This window comes from Cucumibacter marinus DSM 18995 (assembly GCF_000429865.1).
Classification (GTDB): Bacteria; Pseudomonadota; Alphaproteobacteria; order Rhizobiales; family Devosiaceae; genus Cucumibacter; species Cucumibacter marinus.
This window is the reverse complement of record NZ_KE386980.1, coordinates 41,050-62,531: the sequence shown is the minus strand read 5'-3', so window position 1 is coordinate 62,531 and position 21,482 is coordinate 41,050. Positions and strand designations below refer to the sequence as shown.

The following is a 21,482-nucleotide window of genomic DNA, read 5'->3' as shown; positions in this document are numbered from 1 at the left end:
TCCTACGCCTGATCCGGCGGAAACATGGCCGGGCGGGCGTCCGCGCCGTGCCAGTTTCTCCGCCGCCGGTTCCGGCGCCCGGTTGCCACCGTCGAATAGCCGAAATGCGCCGCCGCCAGATCAAGGCCCACCCGCAGTACCATCTTGGCGCTGCGGCGCGGCCAACGATACTCGGCTTCGACCTGCTGTAGGCCCTTGAGGTGTCCGCAGACATCGATAACCACGCGCGCGCAATCAGGTTGCAGAGCCCCGTTCAGGGCCTCGAGCTGACGCCGTGCCTCGATATGCATGTCGAGCATGCCGATGCCATCGCAAGGCCCGGCCCCGGTTCCGTCGACCCTGCCCTCTGCGCCATAGCGCGCGGTCACGCTGGGGGTGAGGCCGGAACGCTCGACTATCACGCGAATGCGTTCGCCCGTGGTCAGGTGATGTGGCGCCAGAAACGGTGGTTCGCCGTTTCCGGGTTGGGCCAGGCGGGCCAGGGGACTTTCGGCAAGGTTGATCAGTTCGCCCTCGGCCCCCCGCATCAGTTCCCGGTGCTGGTCGGCGAAGCCGTTGCCGCCCGCAAGCTGCCGGCGCAGCCAGGTCCGTGCGCCCGGTGTTGAAACAAGCCCATCCCCGTTGCTCTGAAGGACGCCCTTCTCCACCAGCGCCTTGGCGTCGGCGCGCGAAATGCGGGTCATGCGACTGCCGGGAATCATCCAGAACCGCCCGGTCTCGTCGGGTTCGGCGGTTTCGCCCTTGATCAGCTTCTTGATGAAGCGCTGCGTTCGGGGCTGCTGTGACGCACTCATTGCACGGCCCTCCCCCCGACCTGCCCCCAAACCTTGGCCTGGGCAAGCAGGGCCACCTCGAGGCAGTGCATCTGCAAGTCGAACGAGGGTTCGTCGCGCAGATCTTCGATAATCTGGCAAGCGTGGGCCGCGGTGGTTCGATCGCGGCCGAAAAGCCTCGCCACCTGGGTGAAGTTCCGTCCCAGGGCAACATGGGTGAGATACATAGCGATCTGACGTGCGAGGGCGACCGACGCCGGCGCCCTATTGGGCAGCAAGAGCTGATCGACACTCACCCTTCGCGCCGAAGACACCACACTTAGCACCGGAAAGACACCGGTCCTGTCGCGGCTCCCCTTGTCCAGATCCGAACTCGAAAACACAATCGCCAAATCTGCCGCCATGGCTGCACTCCCTAACCAACATAAGACAATATTCCTATACTGGGTCGAAAGCGAGGCGGGGATAAGAATGTTGATCAAGGATGCTCAACCCATCCAAACTTCCCCCCAATCGGGCGGATGGAGGGCCGAGAGGGGTTGCCCCGAACATAAAAAAACCCCCGGACATCGCCCGGGGGTTCGGTGTTCACTGATCTCGAAAGAAGTCGGCTTACTTCTTGGTGCGCTTGCGCCCGAGGCCCATTTTCTTGGCCAGCTGGGAACGGGCGGCGGCATAGTTCGGGGCGACCATCGGATAGTCGGCCGGCAGACCCCACTTCTCACGATATTGTTCGGGTGTGAGATTGTAGTGCGTGCTCAGGTGCCGCTTGAGAGACTTAAACTTCTTCCCGTCTTCGAGGCAGATAATATAATCGGGCATCACCGATTTCTTGACGGAGACGGCCGGCTTGCGGGTTTCCGCAGCAGGACCAGCTTCAAGGGCAGAGAGCCCGTTCAGCGCGCCGTGAACTTCAGTAATCAGGCGCGGCAGGTCGTTTTGACTAACCGCATTATTGCTGACATAGGCGCTGACGATCTCCGTACAAAGATCGATCAAGTCGGACTTTAACGGGGCCGACTCACCCACATTGCCTTCGCTCATGCTGTACTCTTGGTCTATTTAGGATATTTCCTGTTTCTTCGCGCCATAACTGCACAATACAGGTTCAATTTCCGCTTCTATTTTTCAATTCCCCAAAATTCAATAGCACACTCACTCCACAATGTGAGCCAATTCGTTTTACGGATTGAAACAATGGATATTTGCGTATCAGTCGTTGGACTTAGCTTTTGGGTCCAGTTCATTGATACTCGTTATTTCTGCTGGCTTGTATCCGGCAGTATAGGCGGCCCGGGCAAGCAAATGAGCCGAGACCGGTGCAGTTAACAGCAAAAATAATACGCCCGCCATTGCTCGCAAGACTACTGAGGCGTCAAATGCGTAGAAGGCCAGCGACACCATGAGCAGGCCCGCACCCAGGGTTCCGGCTTTGGAGGCCGCATGCATGCGGGTGTAAAGGTCAGGCAGGCGCAGAATGCCGATGGCCGCGATCAGTGTAAACACAGCACCGATCAGAACCAGCACCCCTGCAATGTAAGACATCAGCGCGGTCATCCTTCGCCCTCCGGATTGTTGGGTTGGGAGTGATTGGTGGTGCGGATCCGCCAACGCTGCAGCACGAAACGTGCAAAGGCGATCGTCGCCAGAAAGCCGATTAGGCCAAGGGAAATGGCGATGTCGAGATAGAGCATGAAGCCTGTCTTGATCGCGACGATGACGATATAGCCGATGCCGATATTCACCAGCATGTCGAGCGCCAGGATCCGGTCCGGCAAAGACGGTCCGCGCATGATGCGCCACGTGACCAGCAGCATCGCAAGCGATAGCAGCCCGAGAGCGACAGCAATGGCGAAGTCGAGAAACTGTTCCGGGCTCATTCGAACACCTCGATAATCTTGCGTTCGAAACCATTGGCAATGTCTGCGATCAAGGCCTCACGATCCGGCACCGCAATGGCATGGACGTAGATGAACTTGCGGTCTTCGGACACGTCGACGCTCAGCGTCCCCGGGGTCAGCGTGATCAGATTGGCCAGAAGAGTAATCTCCTCATCGCTTTTTGCCGTGAGCGGAAAGGCGATAATTCCGGGCTGCAAGCGTTTGTCGAGCCGTGGCGACAACACCAGGATCGCAACCCTGATCGAGCTGATCAGAAGCTCGTAGAGGAACAGAAGCGCCAGCGACACGATCTTCAGCAAGCGCTTGGACAAGCCCGGATGCGAAACGCGCTCGCGGATCACCCACATGGCGATCAGGCCGATAATGGCGCCGAGTAACAGGTTCGCCAGGCTGAAGCTGCCGGAGATCGCCGTCCAGATCAGGGCCAGCGTGGCCGTCATGATAAAGAAGATCATTGCGCGCCTCCCGCGAGACCAACGGCCTCGATATAGGCGTCAGGGGCCGTGATCCCGACACCGGCGAGGCGGCCATATTCAATCAGCGCAGAAGGCCAAAGTCCAAGTCCGACAATGGCGAGCACCAGCACAATTGTCGGCGCCAGCCCCCAGCGAAGGGCGCGGGCGGACAGCGGTTTCAGCCGATCATTGGGCTGTTCGGTCTGGTCGGCCTCGCGGCCGTTACGCCAGAAGATATGCGACCACAGCCTTGCGCAGGCAATCGTGGTCAGAAAGGCGTTCACCAGCAGCGCTGCAACAAGCCAGTATTCGGCCGCGTCGAGACCGGCCCGCACCAGGGTCAACTTGGGCCAGAAACCCAGGAAAGGCGGCAGGCCGGACGCGGAAAAGGCTAGAACGATAAAGAGGATCGAAACCGGGGCGTTGGCGCCATAAAGACCACCCATATAGCGGGTGTCGGTTGTCCCGGTCATGCGCTCCACCAGCCCTGCGGTGAGATAGAACGCCGTCATCGTCATCATGGAATGCACCGCATAGACAGCCGCGCCCCCGATGCCGCCACCTTCGCCAGCAAGCGCATTGCCGGATGAAGTCGTCACACTCATCGCAATGCCCGCAAACATCGCCCCGATACCGCCGATGACGATGAAGCCCAGAGCCCGGCGGAGGTTGGTTTCAGCCAGTGCACCAAGCGGGGCGAGAAGGAGGGTACCGATCGCCAGAATGGCGATCACCATGTCGAGTTCGATCCGCATGGCAGGCAAGAGGGCGACCAGAACGCGGATCAGTGCGTAGACACCGACCTTGGTCAGCAGCCCCGCAAACAGCGCAGATACTGCCGGGTCGGGCGTGTGATAGGAGGCCGGCAGCCAGGCATTGACCGGGAAAGCAGCCGCCTTGATCCCGAAGCCAAGCAGGAACAGCGCCGCGATCGCCGTCAGGGTCGTAGGGTCGGCACGTGATGCGTTGACGGCAATATCCGCCATGTTGAGCGTGCCGAGCGTGCCATAGAGTAGCCCGACCGCCATCAAGAAAATGGTGGTCCCGATGAAGTTGAGGAAGCCGTATTTTACCGCGCCATCGAGCTGTATCCTGCGCCCGCCGATGACCAGAAGACCGAATGATGCAATCAGCATCACTTCAAACCAGACATAGAGATTGAAAAGGTCGCCGGTCAGGAACGATCCGTTGATCCCCGCCAGGAGGAGGAGCAGGAACTGGTGAAAACCATAGCGCACCTCCCTCGGCTCGATTTCGGACTGGGCAAACAACAGGACGACCAGGGCCAGTACCGAGGACGTCACCGCAAACAAGGCGCTGAGCATATCGGCGGTAAAGCTGATACCAAAGGGCGGCAGCCAGTTGCCCATGGTCATGGCGACAGGGCCGGTGTCCGCAATGCGCAGCATCAGGGTTACACAGCTGGCGATCACCGCAGCGATAACGGCCAGGGCCAGAGGCGCCTGAACGTGCGGGTGCTTGCGTGCCATCAAGAGCACTGCGGCCCCGAACAGCGGCAGCGCCACCGGCCACACGAGCGTCCAGTCCGCAATGGCGGTCGCCCCTTCGATCATGGCGGGCGGCAGGTCGATATTGTATCCGGCGGTTTCGGCCATGGGCGGTCAGTAACTCAACGGCGGGCTGGGCGGGTTTTCAGGCTCGGCAAGGCGCATCGTATCCGTGTTGTCGGCATCCAGTTCCTCATAGGCGCGATAGGTCAGCACCAGCAGGAATGAGAACAGGGCGAAGCCGATCACGATCGCCGTGAGGATCAACGCCTGGGGAAGCGGGTTGGCAATGTCGGTGGCGGGCTGCACCAGCCCGTCCGGCACGATGGGCGGGACCTCGCGGGTCAGCCGGCCAACAGTGAAGATCATCAGGTTGACGCCATTGCCCAGAATGGTGATGCCCAGCAACATGCGGATGAGCGAGCGCGACAACAGCATGTAGATCGAGACGGTGAAGAAAACGCCACACAAGGCGGCCAACGCGTGTTCCATCACAGGCTCCTGTCGTCTTCTTCGAGCGCCAGCGCTACCGTGGCCAGTACGCCGAGCACCACCAGGTACACCCCGATATCGAAAAACAGCGGCGTTGAAATCGCGACCTCGGTCCCGTCGGGCAATGTGATTGTGGCCCAGAGCCCCATCAGAAACGGCACTTCGGCAAACAATGAGGCAAAACCGGCGAGCGACGCCAGCAGGACGCCGAACCCTGCCACGGACAGCGGGTGGAAGACGATGGCCTTGCGAACGGCGGAGACGCCAGAGGCGATGCCGTACATCGCCAGCGCCGAGGCGGCGATCAGCCCACCGATAAAGCCACCGCCAGGTTCATTGTGCCCGCGCAGCAGGACAAAGACCGAAAAGACCATCATCAGGGCGACGAGATAAGGCGCGATTGTGCGGAAGATCACCGTGTTCATGCCGTCGCCTTTCCTGATTTGGCCCGCGATTTCGATCTGGTCGAGGCGGATTTCCTTGCCGAAGCCGACTTGCGGCTACTGCCGCCAGTGCCAGCCTTTTTCGGCACACCAATACCCAGCTTGGGACCACCGGTGCGGATGCGGATAAGGGCGAGGATGGCGATGCCTGCCGTCATCACCACTGAGATTTCGCCCAGCGTGTCGAGCGCACGATAGTCAACCAGGATCACGTTGACGATGTTATGCCCGTGCGCGACCGCCACACTCGTCTGTTCGAAGAATTCCGACAGCCTGAGATCGAGCGGATGCGAGAGGACCGACAGGATGGCCATGGTCATGCCGAGGCCGGCGAGAACGGCGATACCGCCATCGCGCACCACTTCTTCGAGCACGCGGCTGTCGCGCTGGTCCAGATGCAGGCGCGTCATGACCAGAGCGAGGATGACGACGGACAAGGTCTCGACCATGAACTGGGTGAAGCTGAGGTCGGGCGCACCGAACAGCATGAAGATGAGCGCCACGGCAAAACCCTGGATACCCAGGGACACGATGGCCACGAGGCGCGTCCGCCCGATCACCACCGCCAGGAGCCCCAGCAGCGCAATCAGGATGATGGCCCACTCATAGAAGGTGAGTTCGGATAGGCCAAACCACATCAGCGGATAGAGCGCCTGGCTTTCGGTTCCAGTGAAGAAGGCTGCGAGATCGGCCAGGATGGGCGGACCGTAAAGCGGTCCGATGGTTGCCGCCGCCAAAAGCACGAAGATCAGGATCAGATAGAGCTCGAGCCGTCCATGATGCAGGAAATGGGTCACCCGCGCCGATCCGCGCAGCAATCCGAACATGGCCTGATCGAAGCCCTGGTCTGGTCCCCATCGCCAAACCTCGGCCACCCGACGCAGAAGGGCGCGGGTCTGATCAAGGAAGAAGAAGACGAAAAGCCCCAGCCCCCAGGTGATGGCGGAAAGCGTGAGCAGCGCCCAGTTGAGATAGGCGAAATCGAGCAGGGAGTGTAGATGTCCCTCAATGGTTTCGCCCAGCATTGCCTGTGCTGCGGGAATGGCGAAATAGTCGCCAAACTCGACGACCATCAGCCCGCCGCCTATGCCAAGAATGCCGAGGATCAATGAACCGACGATCAGGGATGGCGGTCCCTCATGGGGGGAAAGCGGCGTCTCGATTGCCGGGCCAAAGAAGGGCTTGACCGCGATGGCCACGCCGACAACCAGCATCAGCGCATTGCCGACAATCGCGACGAGCACGACCAGCACATCCATCGGGTTGCCGGAGGTAATGATCTTGTAGATTTCTTCCTTGCCGTAGAACCCCACGGTGAACAGGAAGCCGGCCATTGCAACCGCCGCCAGGATAGCCGAAACGCCGGACACCGGCATCTTTGAGAACAGGCCCGACAGCCGGGTGATATCGCGGGTTCCGGTTTCATGGTCGAGCGTACCGACGATCATGAACAGCCCGCCCTTGTAGAAAGAGTGGGCGATCAGAAACAGGATGGCGCCGAGCATTGCCGCCTCGGTGCCGACGCCGATCAGCATGACCAACATGCCCAGCGACCCCATGGTGGTATAGGCCAGCATCTGCTTCATGTCGGTCTGGCGCAGCGCCAGAATCGAGCCCGTGAGCAACGTCACGCCGCCAAAGACCGGCAGGATGGTATTCCACTCCACAGTGTCACCCAGTACCGGATGCAGGCGCGCAAGCAGATAGACGCCGGCCTTCACCATGGTGGCGGAATGCAGATAGGCCGATACCGGGGTCGGTGCTTCCATTGCGTTGGGCAGCCAGAAATGGAACGGCACCTGCGCCGATTTGGTGAAGGCGCCGGCCAGCACCAGCAACAGGATCGGCAGATAAAGGCCGGCCGCATCACCTTCAAACAGGCCGGGCGCGTTGAGCATGTCCGAGACATTCCAGCTGCCGGCGGTGTAGCCGAGAAGGATCAGGCCAGCGAGCAGAGCCAGCCCGCCTCCGCCAGTGATCACCAACGCCTGCATCGCTGCGCGGCGCGAAGCTTGCCGCGCATGGTCGAAGCCGATCAGCAGGAAGGAGGTGATCGAGGTGAGTTCCCAGAACACAAACAGCGTGATCACGCTGTCGGACATCACCAGCCCCATCATAGAGCCCATGAACATGAGGATGAAGCTCATGAACCGGCCCAGATGGGGATGACCGGCAAGATAGCCGCCCGAATAAATGACGATGAATGTGCCGATGCCAGAGATCAGCAGCCCGAAGACGAGGCTCAGACCGTCGAGGTAGAAACTGAACTCAAACCCGTCCGCCCAGGGATAGGCGGCGGCAAGAGGACGCACATCAGAAACGAAGCCGGTGAGACCGGCAAGATAGATGAAGATCGCGGCGGGCACGATGCCCAACACCCAGCCCGCATATCGGCCAACGAAACGCACGACCAGCGGCGCAACGAATGCCGCAAGGAAAGGAGCCAGTGCAGTCAACAACAAGCTGAAATCTTGATCGGACGCCAAACTGTCCTCGCCTCTTCATCCGCCACTGTCAGGGTCGATCCGCAACCCCCGATACCCGCAGGCGCAACCGGTTTGGCCGGGCCTGAAAACCCGACGATTCGACCGGAATCCACACTAGCGGTTTTGCTTCGCCGCACAAGCGCAGCACCGCCGCAGGTGGGACACGTTCACATGCCGGTGAGACCGGCCCGTCCCGACGCGCACGGCCTTTCAATTCGATACTTCGGAACCTATTTTCAACCCGAGACGAGGTGATTTATGGCCATGGTCGAAAGAATTCGAAAATCTGACGATGAATGGAGGGCGCTGCTGACTTCGCAGCAATATCGGGTCACGCGGCAAGGCGGCACCGAGCGGGCTTTCACAAGCCCCCTCAACGAGGAGAAGCGCAGCGGCAGCTATGCCTGTATATGTTGCGCTGCGCCGCTGTTTTCCTCCGCTGCGAAGTTCAATTCGGGCACGGGCTGGCCGAGCTTTTTCGAGCCTGTTTCACCCGACGCCGTGACCGAACACGAAGACCGGTCTTGGTTTTCGCGACGGACCGAAATCCGCTGCGCGCGGTGCGATGCGCATCTCGGGCACGTGTTCCCGGACGGCCCTGACCCCACGGGCCTGCGCTACTGCATCAACGGGGTGGCGCTTGATTTCTCACCCGATAGAGACCACGACTGACCTCACGCTCTTTTTATCCCAGCATACATTCCGGATCACATTCATGACCAAGCCCGAAGCTCCCATCGCGGCGCAGAAACCCTTTTCCGCCAGCATTCACGGCATCACCCGCGAAGACCCCTATCACTGGCTGAGGGCCGAGAACTGGCAAGCTGTCATGCGCGATCCTGAGGTGCTCGACACCGAGATCCGCGACTATCTCGAGGCCGAAAACGCCTATTTCGAGGAGCAGTTCGGCAAGCCGAGCGCCGCGCTTCAGGAGGCCATCTACACCGAGATCCGGGGCCGCATCAAAGAGGATGACAGCGGCATCCCCTCCCCGCATGGGCCCTATGCCTACAATTCGCGCATGCTGAAGGACCAGCAATATCCGCTGCTGGTGCGTACCCCGCGCGAAGGCGGCGATGAGACGGTGCTGCTCGACTGCAATGCGGAGGCCGGTGACGGCTATTTCGGGCTCGGCGGAGCCGCCCACGACCCGACCCATCGCTATCTCGCCTGGTCGGCGGACCGCAACGGCTCTGAGTATTACACAATCCGCATCCGCGACCTGTCGACCGGCAGAGAACTTGAAGATGTGATCGAAGGCACGTCGGGCGGTGCGGTCTGGGACAACAAGGGTGAAGTGATCTTCTATACCCTTGTCGATGACAATCACCGCCCCTACCGCATCATGCGCCATCGGCTCGGTACGCCGGTCAGCGAGGATGCGCTGGTCTATGAGGAAAAGGATTCGGGGTTCTTCATCGGCGCGGGAAAAACGCTCTCGCATCGCTTCATCGTGGTCAACGCCCATGATCACGAGACCAGCGAGTGGTACCTGATCGATGCCGATGCGCCAGAAAGCGCGCCACAGCTGGTTTCCGCCCGGCAGACGGGCCGAGAGTATGCGATCAATGAGCGTGGCGGGCTTCTCTACATCCTGACCAATGCCGGCGACGCCGAGGATTTCAAGATCGTGACGGCGCCCGCGGATAATCCCGGTGAGGAGAACTGGACCGATCTCGTTCCGCACCGCGAAGGCGTGCTGGTGCTCGATTTTGCCCTGCTTGCCGACCACATGATCCGGCTCGAGCGCGTAGCCGGTTTGCCGCGCATCGTCATTCGAGACCTCAATACCGGCGATGAGAAGGAAGTTTCCTTCGACGAAGAGGCATACGCGTTGGGTATGTCGACCGGCTACGAGTTCGACACGGCGACCTTCCGCTTCACATACTCTTCGCCGACCACGCCGAGTGAGACCTACGACTATGATGCGGCCACGGGAGAGCGGACCTTCCTCAAGCGCCGTGAGGTGCCCTCCGGCCACAACCCTCAGGACTATGTGACCCATCGGCTGATGGCCAAGGCCCCCGATGGCGAGGACGTTCCGGTGACCATTCTGCACCGCGCCGATCTCACCCCTGGTGCCGACACACCCTGCCTGCTCTACGGCTATGGCGCCTACGGCCATTCCATCCCGGCCGGCTTCGGCATTTCCCAACTGTCGCTGGTCGATCGCGGATTTGTCTATGCCATCGCCCATATCCGGGGTGGCAAGGACAAGGGATTCCGCTGGTATCGCGACGGCAAGAAGGACAAAAAGACCAATACCTTCACCGATTTCATCGCGGCGGCGGAGATGCTGGTCGCCAAGGGTTTGACCGGTAAGGGCCGGATTGTCGCCCAAGGCGGTTCGGCCGGGGGCATGTTGATGGGCGCCATCGCCAATCAGCGCCCCGACCTGTTCGCCGGGATAATCGCCCAGGTGCCGTTCGTCGACGTGCTCAACACCATGCTCGACGAGACCTTGCCGCTGACCCCGCCGGAATGGCCGGAATGGGGCAATCCGATCACCTCGGAGGTCGACTATGCTACCATTGCGGCCTACTCGCCCTATGACAATGTCAGTGCCCAGGATTACCCGGCGATGCTGGTGGAGGCGGGTCTGACCGACCCGCGGGTGACCTATTGGGAACCGGCGAAATGGGTGGCGAAACTGCGCGCAACCAAGACCGACACCAACCCGTTATACCTCAAAACCAATATGGGCGCGGGGCATGCGGGTGCCTCGGGCCGGTTTGACGCGATCAAGGAAACGGCACGCGCCTATGCCTTTGCCGTGGCCGCCACAGGCACCGAAAAACTGAGCTGAACCATTGAGGGCACCCGATGCTGCCCCTATAACCGGCCGGAGCCAAACGGTATAATCCGGCTCGACAACCGAGACATACTTTAGTGACAGGAGGCCCAAATGGCTTTTGAACTCCCCGATCTCCCCTACCCCCACGATGCGCTGGCCCCGGTGATGAGCGCGGAGACGCTCGAATACCACCACGACAAGCACCACCAGGCCTATGTGACCAATGGCTCCAAGCTGCTCGAAGGCTCAGGGCTTGAAGGCAAGTCGCTGGAGGACGTCGTACGCGAGAGCCATGGCAAGAATGCCGGCCTGTTCAACAATGCGGCCCAGCACTACAACCATATTCACTTCTGGAAGTGGATGAAGCCGAATGGCGGCGGCTCGATCCCGGGCAATCTCGAAGCCAAGATCAAGGAAGATCTGGGTTCGGTCGAGAAGTTCCGCGAGGACTTCCTCAATGCCGGCGCGACCCAGTTTGGTTCAGGTTGGGCCTGGCTGGCTCTCAAGAACGGCAAGCTCGAGGTCATGAAGACCCCGAATGGCGAGAACCCGCTCATTCATGGCGCGGCGCCGATCCTGGGTGTCGATGTGTGGGAGCACTCCTATTACATCGATTACCGCAATGCGCGCCCGAAATATCTCGAGGCTTTCTTCGACAGCCTGGTGAACTGGGAATATGCGGCCGAGCTTTTCGAAGCGGCAAGCTAAGCCCTTCCAGGTGTTTTGAATTTCGAGCCCCGGCGGTCACGCCGGGGTTTTTCTTTGGACGCCCCGAATGAGGTTGTTGCGACTCCGGTTCGACGTGTTAACGTCCGATTAACCAAGGGAGTCAGGTGTGTATCCGCTGAAAACCGTTGCCATTCTGACCGCAAACGCGGCTCTTTCATCGATTCTGTCGATGATGCTGCGGGAAGAGCGCGGTCTCAGGGTGCGGTGTTTCGCCGATGCGGAATCGCTCTCGCGTTACATGCGGATCGCCGCGGTCGAGCTGTTGATCTGCGATTTCGATCTCAAGGTCGAACGCGCCGATTGGCTGGTTGCCCGGTTGCGCTCCGACGAATTGATCGAGAACCGCCGTTTTCAGGTGATCATGCTGGCCGGGTCCGTCGACCGCAAGATGCAGGGCCGCGTGGTGCGCTCTGGCATTGACGAAGTGCTGGTCAAGCCCGCCTCTCCCGCCCATGTTCGCGAGCGGGTACTGGCACGGATCGGAGCCGGTGTTTCCTATGTCAGTGCGCCGACCGGATATGTCGGACCCGACCGCCGCAGGCTGCGTGACCATGCGCCCGATATCGAGCCGGTATCCGGCGAGGTGATCGATTTCGCCCGATATGCAAAGCGGCGTGCGGAAGACCGCCTGCCCCGCTAGTCCCTATCCTCTCATGATATCGCGGAGCGCCGATGGGCTGATCTCGGCCATGCGGCGGAAGTCCCGCGCCATGTGATGACGGTCGGCATAATCGGCATGGAAGGCGATATCGTCGAGGCCGAGTTCTCCGGTCGCCAGGTGAAGGCAGGCAGTGCGCAGGCGCATGAAACGCGAAAGCCGCGCATAGCCCAGCCCGGCCGAACTCAGGCGCCTCGACAGATTTCGAGCCGACATGCCAAGGCGGAACGCAGCTTCGTCGAGGTCGATATGACGCCCCTCTCCGCCTCGCATCACCGAGGCCAACCTGCTCACAAGCGACGCGTGCTGTGCGCCTGTCAGATGGGTCAGCGACAACCTGGCCATGCGGGCGCTGGCCAGGTTCACCGGCCGCGGGCGGGCATCGATCGGGACACGGATGACGATGCGGCTGTCGAAAGCAATTTCGGTGGATTGCCCCGGCGCTGAGAGATTCAGGGCTCGCGTCAGGCCATTGTTGCGCTGCTCGAAGACCTCAACGGGCCTGTCCGCCATCTGCTCGAATGCCCCGACGGCCAAGCCGCCCATCATGGCGGGACCGAACGGCGCCCGATTGGCGGGCTGCACCAGAAATGGAGACAAGGCGAATTCCAGCGTATCTCCCGTTTCGATGAAACTGCCAGCCGCCTCGCCGCCCCTGGCGCGAATCTTTGCCTGCTGATGCATCATCGCGTGCCAGCGCCGGGCCAGATCGGCGGCGCTTGATGCTTCCTGCAACAGGAAATGGGCAATATCGAAACCGGGTAGACGCGCATTGCGCCGGGCGATCGAAAAGACCGGGCCGGTGCCGTGCCTCCCGTAGAGCCGATAAAACAGAGCCAACGGGTCGAATTCACGACCGGAGTCGTGCGGCTCAAGATCCGGATAGAGCGCCAGCGCCTGCCGGGCACAATGGCGCAGCCAGCCGTCCCAATAGGTAGCATAGGCCTCTCCCAGCCCACCATTGACGCTCCCGCCGGAGCCGGCCGGTCTTGTACCTGTCTCCATACGCCGCCCCTCCCCGAACTGGCGTGGATATTCACAGCCCCCGCTGCGGCTCAGTGGCATGGTCCATCACCGGTCGAACCGGGTACGTGGCGCGCCTCAGGGCCGTCCAGATTTAAGGGAGAAACCATGAAAGTAAAAGCTGCGCCTTTGCTGGCACTCAGCCTCGCGGGTCTAGCCGTCGCCCTGCTTCCCGCCAGCGCTGCGGAAGCCAACCTATCCGCCGCCGAGATTGAAGCAATGATGGCGGGAAACTCGATCGCGGGCTTTTATCCCGACGGGGTCACCGAGTACCGACAGAACAACCACACCGACGGCACCTTCATCATCAACGTGAAGGGTGACAAGATCCGCACGCTCGAGTGGCGGGCCGTCGAAAAGGATGGTGTCGGCCATTACTGCGAAGACTGGAGCCCGGAAGGCTGGGGCGAGTTGTGCTTCACCGTCACACGCGCCGACACAGCCAAGCCCGAATTCACAAACGAAGCGGGCAAGACCAACATCCAGAACTGGACCGAGGGCTTCATTGATCTCAATTTCGCCGACTAACGCGATAGATCAAGCCACACTCGCCTCAATCGGCCTTCCATCATATAGCCAACAGGGTATTGGTTAACTTGGCGGACAACACTGTGTTGTCCGCCATTTTTTTGCTTCTTGGCTTCTCAAGTTGACATCACATAGCTCTACGGTTATACGTTCACTCATAGCCAGAGGGTTATCAGAACCATGCCTCAATCCCACGACGAAATATTCAGGATGCTTGCCGATCCAACCCGCCGGGCGATCTTCGAAAGGCTTTGCCGCGAAGGCGACCAGTCCGTTGGCGCGCTGACCAGACAGGCGGGCATTTCCCAGCCCGCGGTTTCCAAGCACCTCAAGTTGCTCAAGCAGGCCGGCCTCGTGCGGGATCGTCAGGACGGGCGCCAGACACAATACAGCGCCCAGATCGGCGCGCTGACTCCGCTGATCGACTGGACCAGTGAAATGGCCGGGTTCTGGCAGAGCCGGTTCGATGCCCTCGAAGACCTCCTCAAGAGAATGGACCAGTAGACTCATGACGACTGAATTGCGCACCGTCACGGTGGAACGCGACTTCCCTCATACCCCCGAGAAACTCTGGCGCGCGCTAACCCAGCCGCACCTCGTCGAGGAATGGCTCATGAAGAATGATTTCAAGCCCGAGATCGGACATGAGTTCGAGCTCATCGGGGAATGGGGCGGCACGTTGAAATGCAAGGTGCTCGAGGTCGAGCCCTACACCTCGCTGTCCTACACTTGGGACTTTCCCAACGACGATCCCGCCTTCTCCCTTAAGAGCGTTGTCACCTTCACCCTGACAGAAACCGCCGAAGGAACACGGCTGCGCGTAGATCAGTCAGGCTTCCGTCCGGATCAGAAGCAGGCCTATGGCGGCGCCCATGCTGGCTGGAAGCAATTCCTCGGCAATCTCGAACGCGTTCTCGGTACGCTCGACTGAGCAGGCGCTCACCGCACAGAAAGAGAAAACACCATGAAATTCAAAAGGCTTATCCACGTCATCCATCGTTGGACGTCCGCCGTCTTCGTGCTCACCGTGATCGGCGGCACCTATGCGGCCGCCACCGGAATGGACCAGTCGAGCATGCTCTACTACCTGCCACTGCCGCCACTGTTCTTGCTTCTGGCTACGGGCCTTTACATGTTCGTGCTACATTACGCGAACAAACTGCGCGGCAGCGCCCGCACGACTGCCTGAGTGAGCTCCCCATGGCCAAGACGAAACCCAGCGTTGAGAACCCGTCCGAACGCATTGATCAGTATATCGCCGATACGGATGACTGGCGGGGCGCCACGCTCGCCAAAGTCCGGGAAACAATCCTCTCTGCCGACCAGGAAATCGTCGAGGACTGGAAGTGGATGGGCAGTCCGGCATGGTCGCGGGACGGGCTGATCGCTGTCGGCAACGCGCACAAGCAGAAGGTGAAAGTAACCTTTGCCTACGGCGCGAAGATCGAGGATCCCGAGGGGGTTTTCAACGGTGATGACAAAGGTGCGACCCGCCGCTCGATCGACCTGCTCGAAGCCGATGCGGTCAATGTCGAGGGACTGCGCCAACTAGTGCGCGCAGCCATCACCTACAATCTGACTCATCTCAAGAAGAATGCGGGCAAAGCGGCGAAAAAATAGCCGCATCTCACGCTTGTATCCGATCAAGGCCTGGGCGTGCGAGCGCTCAGGCCTTGGCGTGTAACACCTCGCGCATGCGCTCCCAGCCATCCTGGGCGGTGTTGGAGAAGACTACACGGGCCGCATCCATCGGGCGACTGACGGACAGAACATCTGTAACGATCCCGTCGAGCAGGCGGAATTCGTCACCGCGGGACAGGCAGACCAGAACGGTTTCGTTGAGTGCCTGCCAAGCCGTGTAATAGCGCTCGAGGTCGGGCACGCGCGGCGGAAAGACCCACATTCCCTGGGCCTCCATGCCAATGGTCTGCTCGACGGTCTGCTCGCCTTCGGTCGCCACTATCTCAACGCCCTTGGGAAGGTCGGGTGCCGCCTGTTCGGCGTCAACGACCACCGTCACCTTGCCACCGGCCTTCAGCGCACCCCGGATCATGGCGTCCCCGGTCTCGCCCGGCGCGCCATCGGTGACAAGCTTTACGCCCTTTCGGGCAAGAAACTGCGCCGTATCGTGGGCAAAACTGACCTCCGCGGCACGTCCGGCACGCCCCGAGGGCGCAAGGATCGCAAGTGTCAGGTCAGGTTTGTCTGTCATGGGATACCGCCTGTTTGGTGGCCTTGCGTGAAGTCAACGACCGCGTTTGAGACTGCCGAGTATGCCGCGGACCAGCGCATTGCCGAGTTGACGGGCCATGGAGCGCGCCAGAGATTTCGTGGCCGCTTCAAGCGTCGTGTCGGACCGGCGGGACCGGGTGCTGCGGCGCGAGCGGCTGGTCGGCCTGTCGTCACGCGTCGTGTCGCGATACCCAGTTCGCGAGCGGCGCATGCGGCCAGCCTCCTCGCGCTCGCGGTCTTCGCGTTCGCGCTGGCGGCGTTCCTCTTCGGCCTTGTCACGGGCCCGTTTTTCCAAGATCTCGAAGGCGGATTCCCGGTCGAGCGGAGTGTCGTAGAGCCCGCCAACCGGGCTCTTGCCGATCACGGCCTGGCGCTCTTGCTCGCTGATCGGCCCCATGCGAGACGATGGCGGCCGGATCAGCGTGCGCCCGACGATCGAGGGCACGCCCTTCTTTTCGAGAGTCGAAACCAGAGCCTCGCCAACGCCCAGCTGGGTGATGGCCTCTTCTGTCGAGAACTCGGGATTGGGCCGGAATGTCTCGGCGGCGGTACGCACGGCCTTGGCCTCGCGCGGGGTATAGGCCCGCAGCGCATGCTGCACACGATTGCCCAGCTGGGCCAGCACCGGATCGGGAATATCGAGCGGGTTCTGGGTGACGAAAAAGACGCCGACACCCTTCGAGCGCACGAGCTTGACGACCTGCTCGATCTTGTCGAGCAGCGCCTTTGGCGCTTCGTCGAACAGCAGATGAGCCTCGTCGAAGAAGAATACGAGCCTCGGTTTTTCGGGATTGCCGACCTCGGGCAGTTCCTCGAACAGCTCGGACAAGAGCCACAACAAGAAAGTGGCATAGAGGCGCGGCGCGGCCATCAATTCGTCGGCGGCCAGCACATTGACGAGTCCGCGACCGGAGTTGTCGGTTCGCATCAGGTCCTCGATCGCCAGCGCCCGTTCGCCGAAAAAGTGTTCGCCGCCCTGCTGTTCAAGCACCAGGAGCGAGCGCTGGATGGCGCCGATGGAAGCCGACGACACCCGGCCATAGACGCGCGAGATTTCCTTGGCGCGTTCATCCATCGAGATGAGCAGCGAGCGGAGGTCCTTCAGGTCGAGGATCAGAAGGCCTTCGTCGTCCGCCAGCTTGAAGGCAACGTTGAGCACGCCCTCCTGGGTGTCGTTAAGGTCGAGAAGCCGCGAAAGGAGCAACGGCCCCATGTCCGAAATCGTGGCGCGGACAGGGTGGCCCTGTTTGCCGAAAAGATCCCAGAAGACTGTCGGGGTCGGCCCATATTCGAAATCATCAAAGCCAATGGTTTCAAGACGTTCGGCGATGAAGTCCTTGGCGTCTCCGGCCTGGGAAATGCCGGCCAGATCGCCTTTGACGTCGGCGCAAAAGACCGGCACACCGGCGCGCGAGAAGCCTTCGGCCATGATCTGGAGCGTGACGGTTTTGCCGGTGCCGGTGGCGCCGGTGATCAGGCCATGCCGGTTGGCCAGCTTGAGAAGCAGGTATTCCGGCTTCGTGCTGGTGCCGAGATAGACTGCGTCATCGGTGAGCATGCGCCGCTTTCCTTTTTCCGTCCGGCGGTTATAGCCAGCGGGCGCGCAGGTCCACAACAGGCAATCAGCGCTTGCCCCCGGTCGGTGGCAGACGAGATATACTGGTCTGCCTGCCCACGGGGGCTTGGAGACCGGGCGTCGAGACCTTATCTGGTTGGCTATGCATCGAGGGGAACGCCATGCTGCTAAGCACCACAGACACACTGCAAGGCTTTGAAATCACTGATTATCTCGGCCTTGTGACGGGCGAGACAATCATGGGCGCCAACATCCTCAGGGACGTCATGGGCACGGTGACCGACTATGTCGGGGGGCGTGCGGCGGCCTATGAAGAATCGCTCGGTCAGGCGCGGGACGTGTCGATCGAGGAAATGCGCGACCGGGCACAGGTGCTCGGTGCCGACGCAATCGTAGGCGTTTCAATGGATTACGAGACCGTGGGCAGCCGCGGGGCCATGCTGATGGTGACCTGCTCGGGCACGGCGGTCCGACTTCGAAAGGTCTAGAATCGGGCCATTAACCGGTTCATCAGTTCGCCGGGCACAAACCGGTGCCAGGGCGGCATAATGGCGGGTGACCGAGGACCGCAGAACCCCCGCAGAAAAGCCGCCATGACGCATCGCCGCCACTTTCTCAAGAGTCTGATTTCGCTGCCGCTTCTGGGCACGGCGCTGCCGGCCTGGGCGCAAGGCAATGCCGTTGATGCGGCCGATCTGGGGCTCGTGCCGGACAGCAACGACGACCAGACAGCGGCGCTGCAGCGAGCTGTAAACGAAGCCGCAAATGCAGGGCGTGGCGTTTATATCTCGCCGGGCACTTATCGGATCGCTTCCCTTGATTTGCCGGATGGCACCTTCATGACCGGATCGAGCGGCGGGACGACTCGATTTCTCGTGAGTGGCGATGCCCCTGGCATGGTTTTCAAGGGCGGGGATAGATTGGCGCTCAACAATCTCGCCATCGAGGGGTTGAGCAGCGCCGGCGCGCCGCGCGAAGGGCTGATTGCGATCGGCAATGCGCGCGATCTGTCTCTCGACCGTGTGCGGGTGGCCGGCGGCGCGGGCCACGGCATCGGGCTGTGGCGTTCGGGCGGCGTGATCTCGGACTGCGAAATCGAGAGCACCGCCCAATCCGGCATCTTCGCCAATGACAGCACCGGGCTTCGCATCACCGGCAACCGGGTTGCAGACTGTTCCAATGGCGGCATTCTCGTCTGGCGAAATGAAAAAGGCTATGACGGCACCATCGTCACCGGCAACCGCATCTCCGGCATCGACTGGCTGGGCGGCGGCAATGGCCAGAACGGCAATGGCATCAATGTCTTCCGCGCCGGCGGCGTGATCATCTCGGACAATGTAATGACCGACTGCGCCTTCTCTGCGGTGCGGCTGAACTCGACAAGCGATTGCCTGATCACCGGCAATCTGGCGCGCGGGCTGGGCGAGGTTGCGATCTTCTCCGAGTTCGGGTTCGACGGCTCGGTGATCGCTGACAATATCGTCGACGATGCCGCCATCGGCATCTCGATCACCAATTTCGACAGCGGCGGTCGGCTCGCGACCTGTTCTGGCAATGTCGTGCGTAACATAAAGAGCGGCAGCCCGGTCAATCCCGACACCCACCCGGTCGGGATCGGTGTCGAGGCCGATATCGCGGTCACCGGCAATACCATCGACACGGTGCCCGGTTTTGGCATGGTCGTCGGGTGGGGACCGTTCCTGAGAAATGTCGCGGTCACCGGCAACATGATCCGCGCGGTCAATGTCGGGATCGGGGTATCCGTTGCCGAGAATGCCGGCACGGCGCTGGTCAGCGGCAATGTGATCGCAGAGGTCGCTGACACCGCAATTGCCGGTATGCGCTGGACCGAGATGGCCGAACGCGACCTGCAGGCGGCGAGCGACCGCTATCCGCAGCTCACGGTTGTGGCGAACCAGTTCAGCTAGTCAGGCAGGACGGCCCGGGTCTGGTTGACCTCGATCTTGCGCCAATTGTAGCCGGTCTTATTCATGCGCGATTGCAGGAAGGCGACTTCGGCCTCGTTAGGCTCGGCCACTTGATTGAGAAGGGCGGCAACCATCGCCTCAGCGGCGACCATGTTCCCGTCATCACATTTGAGCGCGAAGCCGATGCCCTTGTCCCGCAAGGCGCCGCAAAACACGCCCTCTGCACCGATCTTGACCACCAACCGTCCCCCGAACGCGGTCATGGCGCCGGTATCGAAGGCGCCAGTACCGGCGATGAGGAACGGATCGGCGACGATGGCATCGAAAATGCGGGTCGAAGCCTGTTGGAGATCTTCAGGCAATCCTTCGCCTGTCGCCATGCGGGCAAAGCCCCTGGCGAAAGCTGAAAGCGGGGCTGCATAGGTCGGGATCGAGCAGCCATCGGTGCCGCAACGATCCTCCGACAGACCGGTGTCGATAACCGTTTCGATCATCTCGCGAACCAGTTTCTGGACCGGATGATTGCGCCCGACATAACCGGAAGGATCAACGCCGAGCGCCAGCGCGACGCCCAACATGCCAGCATGCTTGCCCGAGCAATTATTGTGCAGCGCGCTCGGGTTGCCGCCGGTCTCGGCCAATGCCTTGCGGGCCTGCTTGTTGGTCGGCGGGTGCGCGCCACATTCGAGCTGGGTCACGCTCAGCCCGAGCGCGGTCAGCGCCCGCGCCACCGCTTCGACATGGCGCGGTTCGCCATGGTGGGAAGCGCAGGCCATGGCGATGGCTTCATCGGTGATCTCATAGCGTTCGGCAGCACCCGAGCGGAACATGGCGAGCGCCTGGATGGCCTTGATGGCGGAGCGCGGGAATATGGCCCGGTCGATGTCACCGATGCTTCTGACAACGGACCCGTCAGCCCGCGCAACACACCAGGCGCCCCGGTGGATGTTTTCAAGCGCATTGCCGCGCCAGACTTCTGCCAGAACCGGATTCGCCGCCATAACATGTCCCTGTGTTGAGCCGGTATTTGGACCATAGCCGATGATGGCGGTCAACGCCCCGGCGGACGGGAGTTTTTGAGACAAATTGCGTCTACCGGTGGGGACGAAAAGCTCTCGAATTCAGGGGGTGACGGCGCTGACTTCACAGCCCGACCTCGTCCTTCGAGGGTCGCGCCAATGGCGCTCCCGCCTCAGAATGAGGGCTGTTGGCGACCGCATCCTCCCGGGCTGCCCCGGCCTCCTTTCGCCTCGCGCCGGCAGGCTGATCCGGGGCCTCGTTGCAATTGGGCATTCTGCCATTCGAGCGTAGCTCGCATGGCCTGCTCACCTCCAATCGATCCACCGGACCGATTGGCGGGACGTCTCGCAGTCCCGGCCAGTTCTTTGCCTCGCGCCGGCAGGCTTGTTCGGGATGACGGCGGAGGGAGTGGCACGGCTTGTCTCAACCCACCACCGTCGCCGCGGCGAAAGCCGGGGTCCAGTAGCCATTGACGCTGTACAAAGACCAATCGATGGCAGGATCCAGTAGTCAATCAGACCATGCAACGAACGAACGTTCGTTTGTTTATTCACTATACGTTGTCTGGGTTTGCTTGGTTTCGGCGTCCGCCGGAATGACGGCGGTGGGCGAGGTCGCGCGTCGGCCAAACAACGGGCGTCGCCCCGGCGAAGGCCGGGGTCCCGAGCTGGCTCAAGGCCCCCTCACCCGATCCTTCGGATCGACCTCTCTCCCAAGGGGAGGGGTGATGTCCCTGCCGGCATGATCGAGGTCCCGGTTCAAGACCGGGAAAGCGCGGGGTGATGTCAGTCACCTGCTGACATTGCATCCTCACCCCGTCATCACCCGACATGTTCGGGTGGTCCATCTGGCTGCCTCCCATGGAACACCCGACTAAACCGGGTGATGTCGGCGGTGGGCGAGGCAGCGCGCCGACCAAACAACAGGCGTCGCCCC

Annotated in this window: 25 protein-coding genes; 11 read left to right on the top strand and 14 right to left on the bottom strand. The window is 61.3% G+C overall.

What is annotated here, in order from left to right; genetic code table 11:
• Positions 1-2 precede the first annotated feature (2 nt).
• From G489_RS21375 to G489_RS21360, 10 genes are all read right to left on the bottom strand, one after another.
• Positions 3-794, bottom strand: coding sequence for a DUF6456 domain-containing protein (locus G489_RS21375; RefSeq protein ID WP_051332808.1), 792 nt, complete (start codon positions 792-794; stop codon positions 3-5).
• On the bottom strand, positions 791-1,177 hold the full coding sequence (locus tag G489_RS21370; RefSeq protein WP_051332807.1) for a helix-turn-helix domain-containing protein: 387 nt from the start codon (positions 1,175-1,177) through the stop codon (positions 791-793). Before G489_RS21370 ends, G489_RS21375 begins: the two co-directional genes overlap by 4 nt.
• A gap of 208 nt (positions 1,178-1,385) precedes the next feature.
• Positions 1,386-1,817, bottom strand: coding sequence for a MucR family transcriptional regulator (locus tag G489_RS0117820; RefSeq protein ID WP_035873419.1), 432 nt, complete (start codon positions 1,815-1,817; stop codon positions 1,386-1,388).
• 168 nt (positions 1,818-1,985) lie between these two features.
• On the bottom strand, positions 1,986-2,330 hold the full coding sequence (gene mnhG, locus G489_RS0117815) for a monovalent cation/H(+) antiporter subunit G (protein WP_029042655.1): 345 nt from the start codon (positions 2,328-2,330) through the stop codon (positions 1,986-1,988).
• Positions 2,327-2,653, bottom strand: coding sequence for a cation:proton antiporter (locus G489_RS21365; RefSeq protein WP_051332806.1), 327 nt, complete (start codon positions 2,651-2,653; stop codon positions 2,327-2,329). The genes mnhG and G489_RS21365 overlap by 4 nt, the downstream gene beginning before the upstream one ends.
• Positions 2,650-3,129, bottom strand: coding sequence for a Na+/H+ antiporter subunit E (locus G489_RS0117805; protein WP_029042654.1), 480 nt, complete (start codon positions 3,127-3,129; stop codon positions 2,650-2,652). The genes G489_RS21365 and G489_RS0117805 overlap by 4 nt, the downstream gene beginning before the upstream one ends.
• The gene (locus G489_RS0117800; protein WP_029042653.1) at positions 3,126-4,745 is read right to left on the bottom strand and encodes a proton-conducting transporter transmembrane domain-containing protein; all 1,620 of its coding nucleotides are present in this window, start codon (positions 4,743-4,745) and stop codon (positions 3,126-3,128) included. Before G489_RS0117800 ends, G489_RS0117805 begins: the two co-directional genes overlap by 4 nt.
• 6 nt (positions 4,746-4,751) lie before the next feature.
• The gene (locus G489_RS0117795) at positions 4,752-5,129 is read right to left on the bottom strand and encodes a Na+/H+ antiporter subunit C (RefSeq protein WP_029042652.1); all 378 of its coding nucleotides are present in this window, start codon (positions 5,127-5,129) and stop codon (positions 4,752-4,754) included.
• Positions 5,129-5,554: a Na+/H+ antiporter subunit B gene (locus G489_RS0117790; protein WP_029042651.1), complete on the bottom strand. Its 426-nt coding sequence runs from the start codon at positions 5,552-5,554 to the stop codon at positions 5,129-5,131. Before G489_RS0117790 ends, G489_RS0117795 begins: the two co-directional genes overlap by 1 nt.
• On the bottom strand, positions 5,551-8,034 hold the full coding sequence (locus G489_RS21360; protein ID WP_245578971.1) for a putative monovalent cation/H+ antiporter subunit A: 2,484 nt from the start codon (positions 8,032-8,034) through the stop codon (positions 5,551-5,553). Before G489_RS21360 ends, G489_RS0117790 begins: the two co-directional genes overlap by 4 nt.
• A gap of 288 nt (positions 8,035-8,322) precedes the next feature.
• Between G489_RS21360 and msrB the strand changes: the two genes are divergently transcribed.
• The 4 genes from msrB (at position 8,323) to G489_RS0117765 (ending at position 12,221) form a co-directional block, all read left to right on the top strand.
• Positions 8,323-8,730: a peptide-methionine (R)-S-oxide reductase MsrB gene (msrB, locus tag G489_RS0117780; RefSeq protein ID WP_155889447.1), complete on the top strand. Its 408-nt coding sequence runs from the start codon at positions 8,323-8,325 to the stop codon at positions 8,728-8,730.
• 43 nt (positions 8,731-8,773) lie between these two features.
• Positions 8,774-10,864, top strand: a complete 2,091-nt coding sequence (locus G489_RS0117775) for a S9 family peptidase (protein ID WP_029042649.1) — start codon at positions 8,774-8,776, stop codon at positions 10,862-10,864.
• A 99-nt stretch (positions 10,865-10,963) separates the two neighbouring features.
• Complete coding sequence (locus G489_RS0117770; RefSeq protein ID WP_029042648.1) at positions 10,964-11,560, top strand: superoxide dismutase; 597 nt, start codon at positions 10,964-10,966, stop codon at positions 11,558-11,560.
• 127 nt (positions 11,561-11,687) lie between these two features.
• A complete protein-coding gene (locus G489_RS0117765) occupies positions 11,688-12,221 on the top strand; it encodes a response regulator (RefSeq protein ID WP_029042647.1) in 534 nt (177 codons plus the stop codon).
• A gap of 3 nt (positions 12,222-12,224) precedes the next feature.
• Here G489_RS0117765 and G489_RS0117760 read toward each other — a convergent pair whose 3' ends face one another.
• On the bottom strand, positions 12,225-13,244 hold the full coding sequence (locus tag G489_RS0117760; RefSeq protein WP_029042646.1) for a helix-turn-helix transcriptional regulator: 1,020 nt from the start codon (positions 13,242-13,244) through the stop codon (positions 12,225-12,227).
• Between the two features lie 126 nt (positions 13,245-13,370).
• Here G489_RS0117760 and G489_RS0117755 point away from each other — a divergent pair, with 126 nt between their 5' ends.
• From G489_RS0117755 to G489_RS0117735, 5 genes are all read left to right on the top strand, one after another.
• Positions 13,371-13,790 (top strand): hypothetical protein, encoded by a 420-nt coding sequence (locus tag G489_RS0117755; RefSeq protein WP_029042645.1) that lies wholly within the window; start codon positions 13,371-13,373, stop codon positions 13,788-13,790.
• A gap of 180 nt (positions 13,791-13,970) precedes the next feature.
• Complete coding sequence (locus G489_RS0117750) at positions 13,971-14,294, top strand: ArsR/SmtB family transcription factor (protein ID WP_029042644.1); 324 nt, start codon at positions 13,971-13,973, stop codon at positions 14,292-14,294.
• A 4-nt stretch (positions 14,295-14,298) separates the two neighbouring features.
• Entirely contained in the window at positions 14,299-14,721 is a 423-nt protein-coding gene (locus tag G489_RS0117745) for an SRPBCC family protein (protein ID WP_029042643.1), read from the top strand.
• Positions 14,722-14,754: 33 nt separating this feature from the next.
• Entirely contained in the window at positions 14,755-14,979 is a 225-nt protein-coding gene (locus tag G489_RS0117740; RefSeq protein ID WP_029042642.1) for a hypothetical protein, read from the top strand.
• An 11-nt stretch (positions 14,980-14,990) separates the two neighbouring features.
• The gene (locus G489_RS0117735; RefSeq protein WP_029042641.1) at positions 14,991-15,410 is read left to right on the top strand and encodes a DUF1801 domain-containing protein; all 420 of its coding nucleotides are present in this window, start codon (positions 14,991-14,993) and stop codon (positions 15,408-15,410) included.
• Between the two features lie 46 nt (positions 15,411-15,456).
• Here G489_RS0117735 and G489_RS0117730 read toward each other — a convergent pair whose 3' ends face one another.
• A complete protein-coding gene (locus tag G489_RS0117730) occupies positions 15,457-16,002 on the bottom strand; it encodes an RNA-binding protein (RefSeq protein WP_029042640.1) in 546 nt (181 codons plus the stop codon).
• 33 nt (positions 16,003-16,035) lie between these two features.
• Positions 16,036-17,580, bottom strand: a complete 1,545-nt coding sequence (locus tag G489_RS0117725) for a helicase HerA-like domain-containing protein (RefSeq protein ID WP_029042639.1) — start codon at positions 17,578-17,580, stop codon at positions 16,036-16,038.
• Positions 17,581-17,759: 179 nt separating this feature from the next.
• Here G489_RS0117725 and G489_RS0117720 point away from each other — a divergent pair, with 179 nt between their 5' ends.
• On the top strand, positions 17,760-18,086 hold the full coding sequence (locus G489_RS0117720) for a heavy metal-binding domain-containing protein (RefSeq protein WP_029042638.1): 327 nt from the start codon (positions 17,760-17,762) through the stop codon (positions 18,084-18,086).
• Between the two features lie 105 nt (positions 18,087-18,191).
• Positions 18,192-19,526 (top strand): TIGR03808 family TAT-translocated repetitive protein, encoded by a 1,335-nt coding sequence (locus G489_RS0117715; RefSeq protein WP_051332804.1) that lies wholly within the window; start codon positions 18,192-18,194, stop codon positions 19,524-19,526.
• Here the strand turns inward: G489_RS0117715 and G489_RS0117710 are convergent.
• Positions 19,523-20,527, bottom strand: coding sequence for an asparaginase (locus tag G489_RS0117710; RefSeq protein WP_029042636.1), 1,005 nt, complete (start codon positions 20,525-20,527; stop codon positions 19,523-19,525). The genes G489_RS0117715 and G489_RS0117710 overlap by 4 nt on opposite strands.
• Positions 20,528-21,482 lie beyond the last annotated feature (955 nt).

Bases quoted from the DNA above. Each gene is read 5' to 3' on its own strand.
- msrB (WP_155889447.1), top strand. From the start codon at position 8,323: ATGGTCGAAAGAATTCGAAAATCTGACGATGAATGGAGGGCGCTGCTG.
- G489_RS0117735 (WP_029042641.1), top strand. From the start codon at position 14,991: ATGGCCAAGACGAAACCCAGCGTTGAGAACCCGTCCGAACGCATTGAT.
- G489_RS0117720 (WP_029042638.1), top strand. From the start codon at position 17,760: ATGCTGCTAAGCACCACAGACACACTGCAAGGCTTTGAAATCACTGAT.
- G489_RS21370 (WP_051332807.1), bottom strand. From the start codon at position 1,177: ATGGCGGCAGATTTGGCGATTGTGTTTTCGAGTTCGGATCTGGACAAG.
- G489_RS0117740 (WP_029042642.1), top strand. From the start codon at position 14,755: ATGAAATTCAAAAGGCTTATCCACGTCATCCATCGTTGGACGTCCGCC.
- G489_RS0117800 (WP_029042653.1), bottom strand. From the start codon at position 4,745: ATGGCCGAAACCGCCGGATACAATATCGACCTGCCGCCCGCCATGATC.
- G489_RS0117795 (WP_029042652.1), bottom strand. From the start codon at position 5,129: ATGGAACACGCGTTGGCCGCCTTGTGTGGCGTTTTCTTCACCGTCTCG.
- G489_RS0117710 (WP_029042636.1), bottom strand. From the start codon at position 20,527: ATGGCGGCGAATCCGGTTCTGGCAGAAGTCTGGCGCGGCAATGCGCTT.
- G489_RS0117725 (WP_029042639.1), bottom strand. From the start codon at position 17,580: ATGCTCACCGATGACGCAGTCTATCTCGGCACCAGCACGAAGCCGGAA.
- G489_RS0117775 (WP_029042649.1), top strand. From the start codon at position 8,774: ATGACCAAGCCCGAAGCTCCCATCGCGGCGCAGAAACCCTTTTCCGCC.
- G489_RS0117770 (WP_029042648.1), top strand. From the start codon at position 10,964: ATGGCTTTTGAACTCCCCGATCTCCCCTACCCCCACGATGCGCTGGCC.
- G489_RS0117750 (WP_029042644.1), top strand. From the start codon at position 13,971: ATGCCTCAATCCCACGACGAAATATTCAGGATGCTTGCCGATCCAACC.
- G489_RS0117805 (WP_029042654.1), bottom strand. From the start codon at position 3,129: ATGATCTTCTTTATCATGACGGCCACGCTGGCCCTGATCTGGACGGCG.
- G489_RS0117715 (WP_051332804.1), top strand. From the start codon at position 18,192: ATGACGCATCGCCGCCACTTTCTCAAGAGTCTGATTTCGCTGCCGCTT.
- G489_RS0117790 (WP_029042651.1), bottom strand. From the start codon at position 5,554: ATGAACACGGTGATCTTCCGCACAATCGCGCCTTATCTCGTCGCCCTG.
- G489_RS0117730 (WP_029042640.1), bottom strand. From the start codon at position 16,002: ATGACAGACAAACCTGACCTGACACTTGCGATCCTTGCGCCCTCGGGG.
- G489_RS21365 (WP_051332806.1), bottom strand. From the start codon at position 2,653: ATGAGCCCGGAACAGTTTCTCGACTTCGCCATTGCTGTCGCTCTCGGG.
- G489_RS0117820 (WP_035873419.1), bottom strand. From the start codon at position 1,817: ATGAGCGAAGGCAATGTGGGTGAGTCGGCCCCGTTAAAGTCCGACTTG.
- G489_RS0117755 (WP_029042645.1), top strand. From the start codon at position 13,371: ATGAAAGTAAAAGCTGCGCCTTTGCTGGCACTCAGCCTCGCGGGTCTA.
- G489_RS0117745 (WP_029042643.1), top strand. From the start codon at position 14,299: ATGACGACTGAATTGCGCACCGTCACGGTGGAACGCGACTTCCCTCAT.
- mnhG (WP_029042655.1), bottom strand. From the start codon at position 2,330: ATGACCGCGCTGATGTCTTACATTGCAGGGGTGCTGGTTCTGATCGGT.
- G489_RS0117760 (WP_029042646.1), bottom strand. From the start codon at position 13,244: ATGGAGACAGGTACAAGACCGGCCGGCTCCGGCGGGAGCGTCAATGGT.
- G489_RS21375 (WP_051332808.1), bottom strand. From the start codon at position 794: ATGAGTGCGTCACAGCAGCCCCGAACGCAGCGCTTCATCAAGAAGCTG.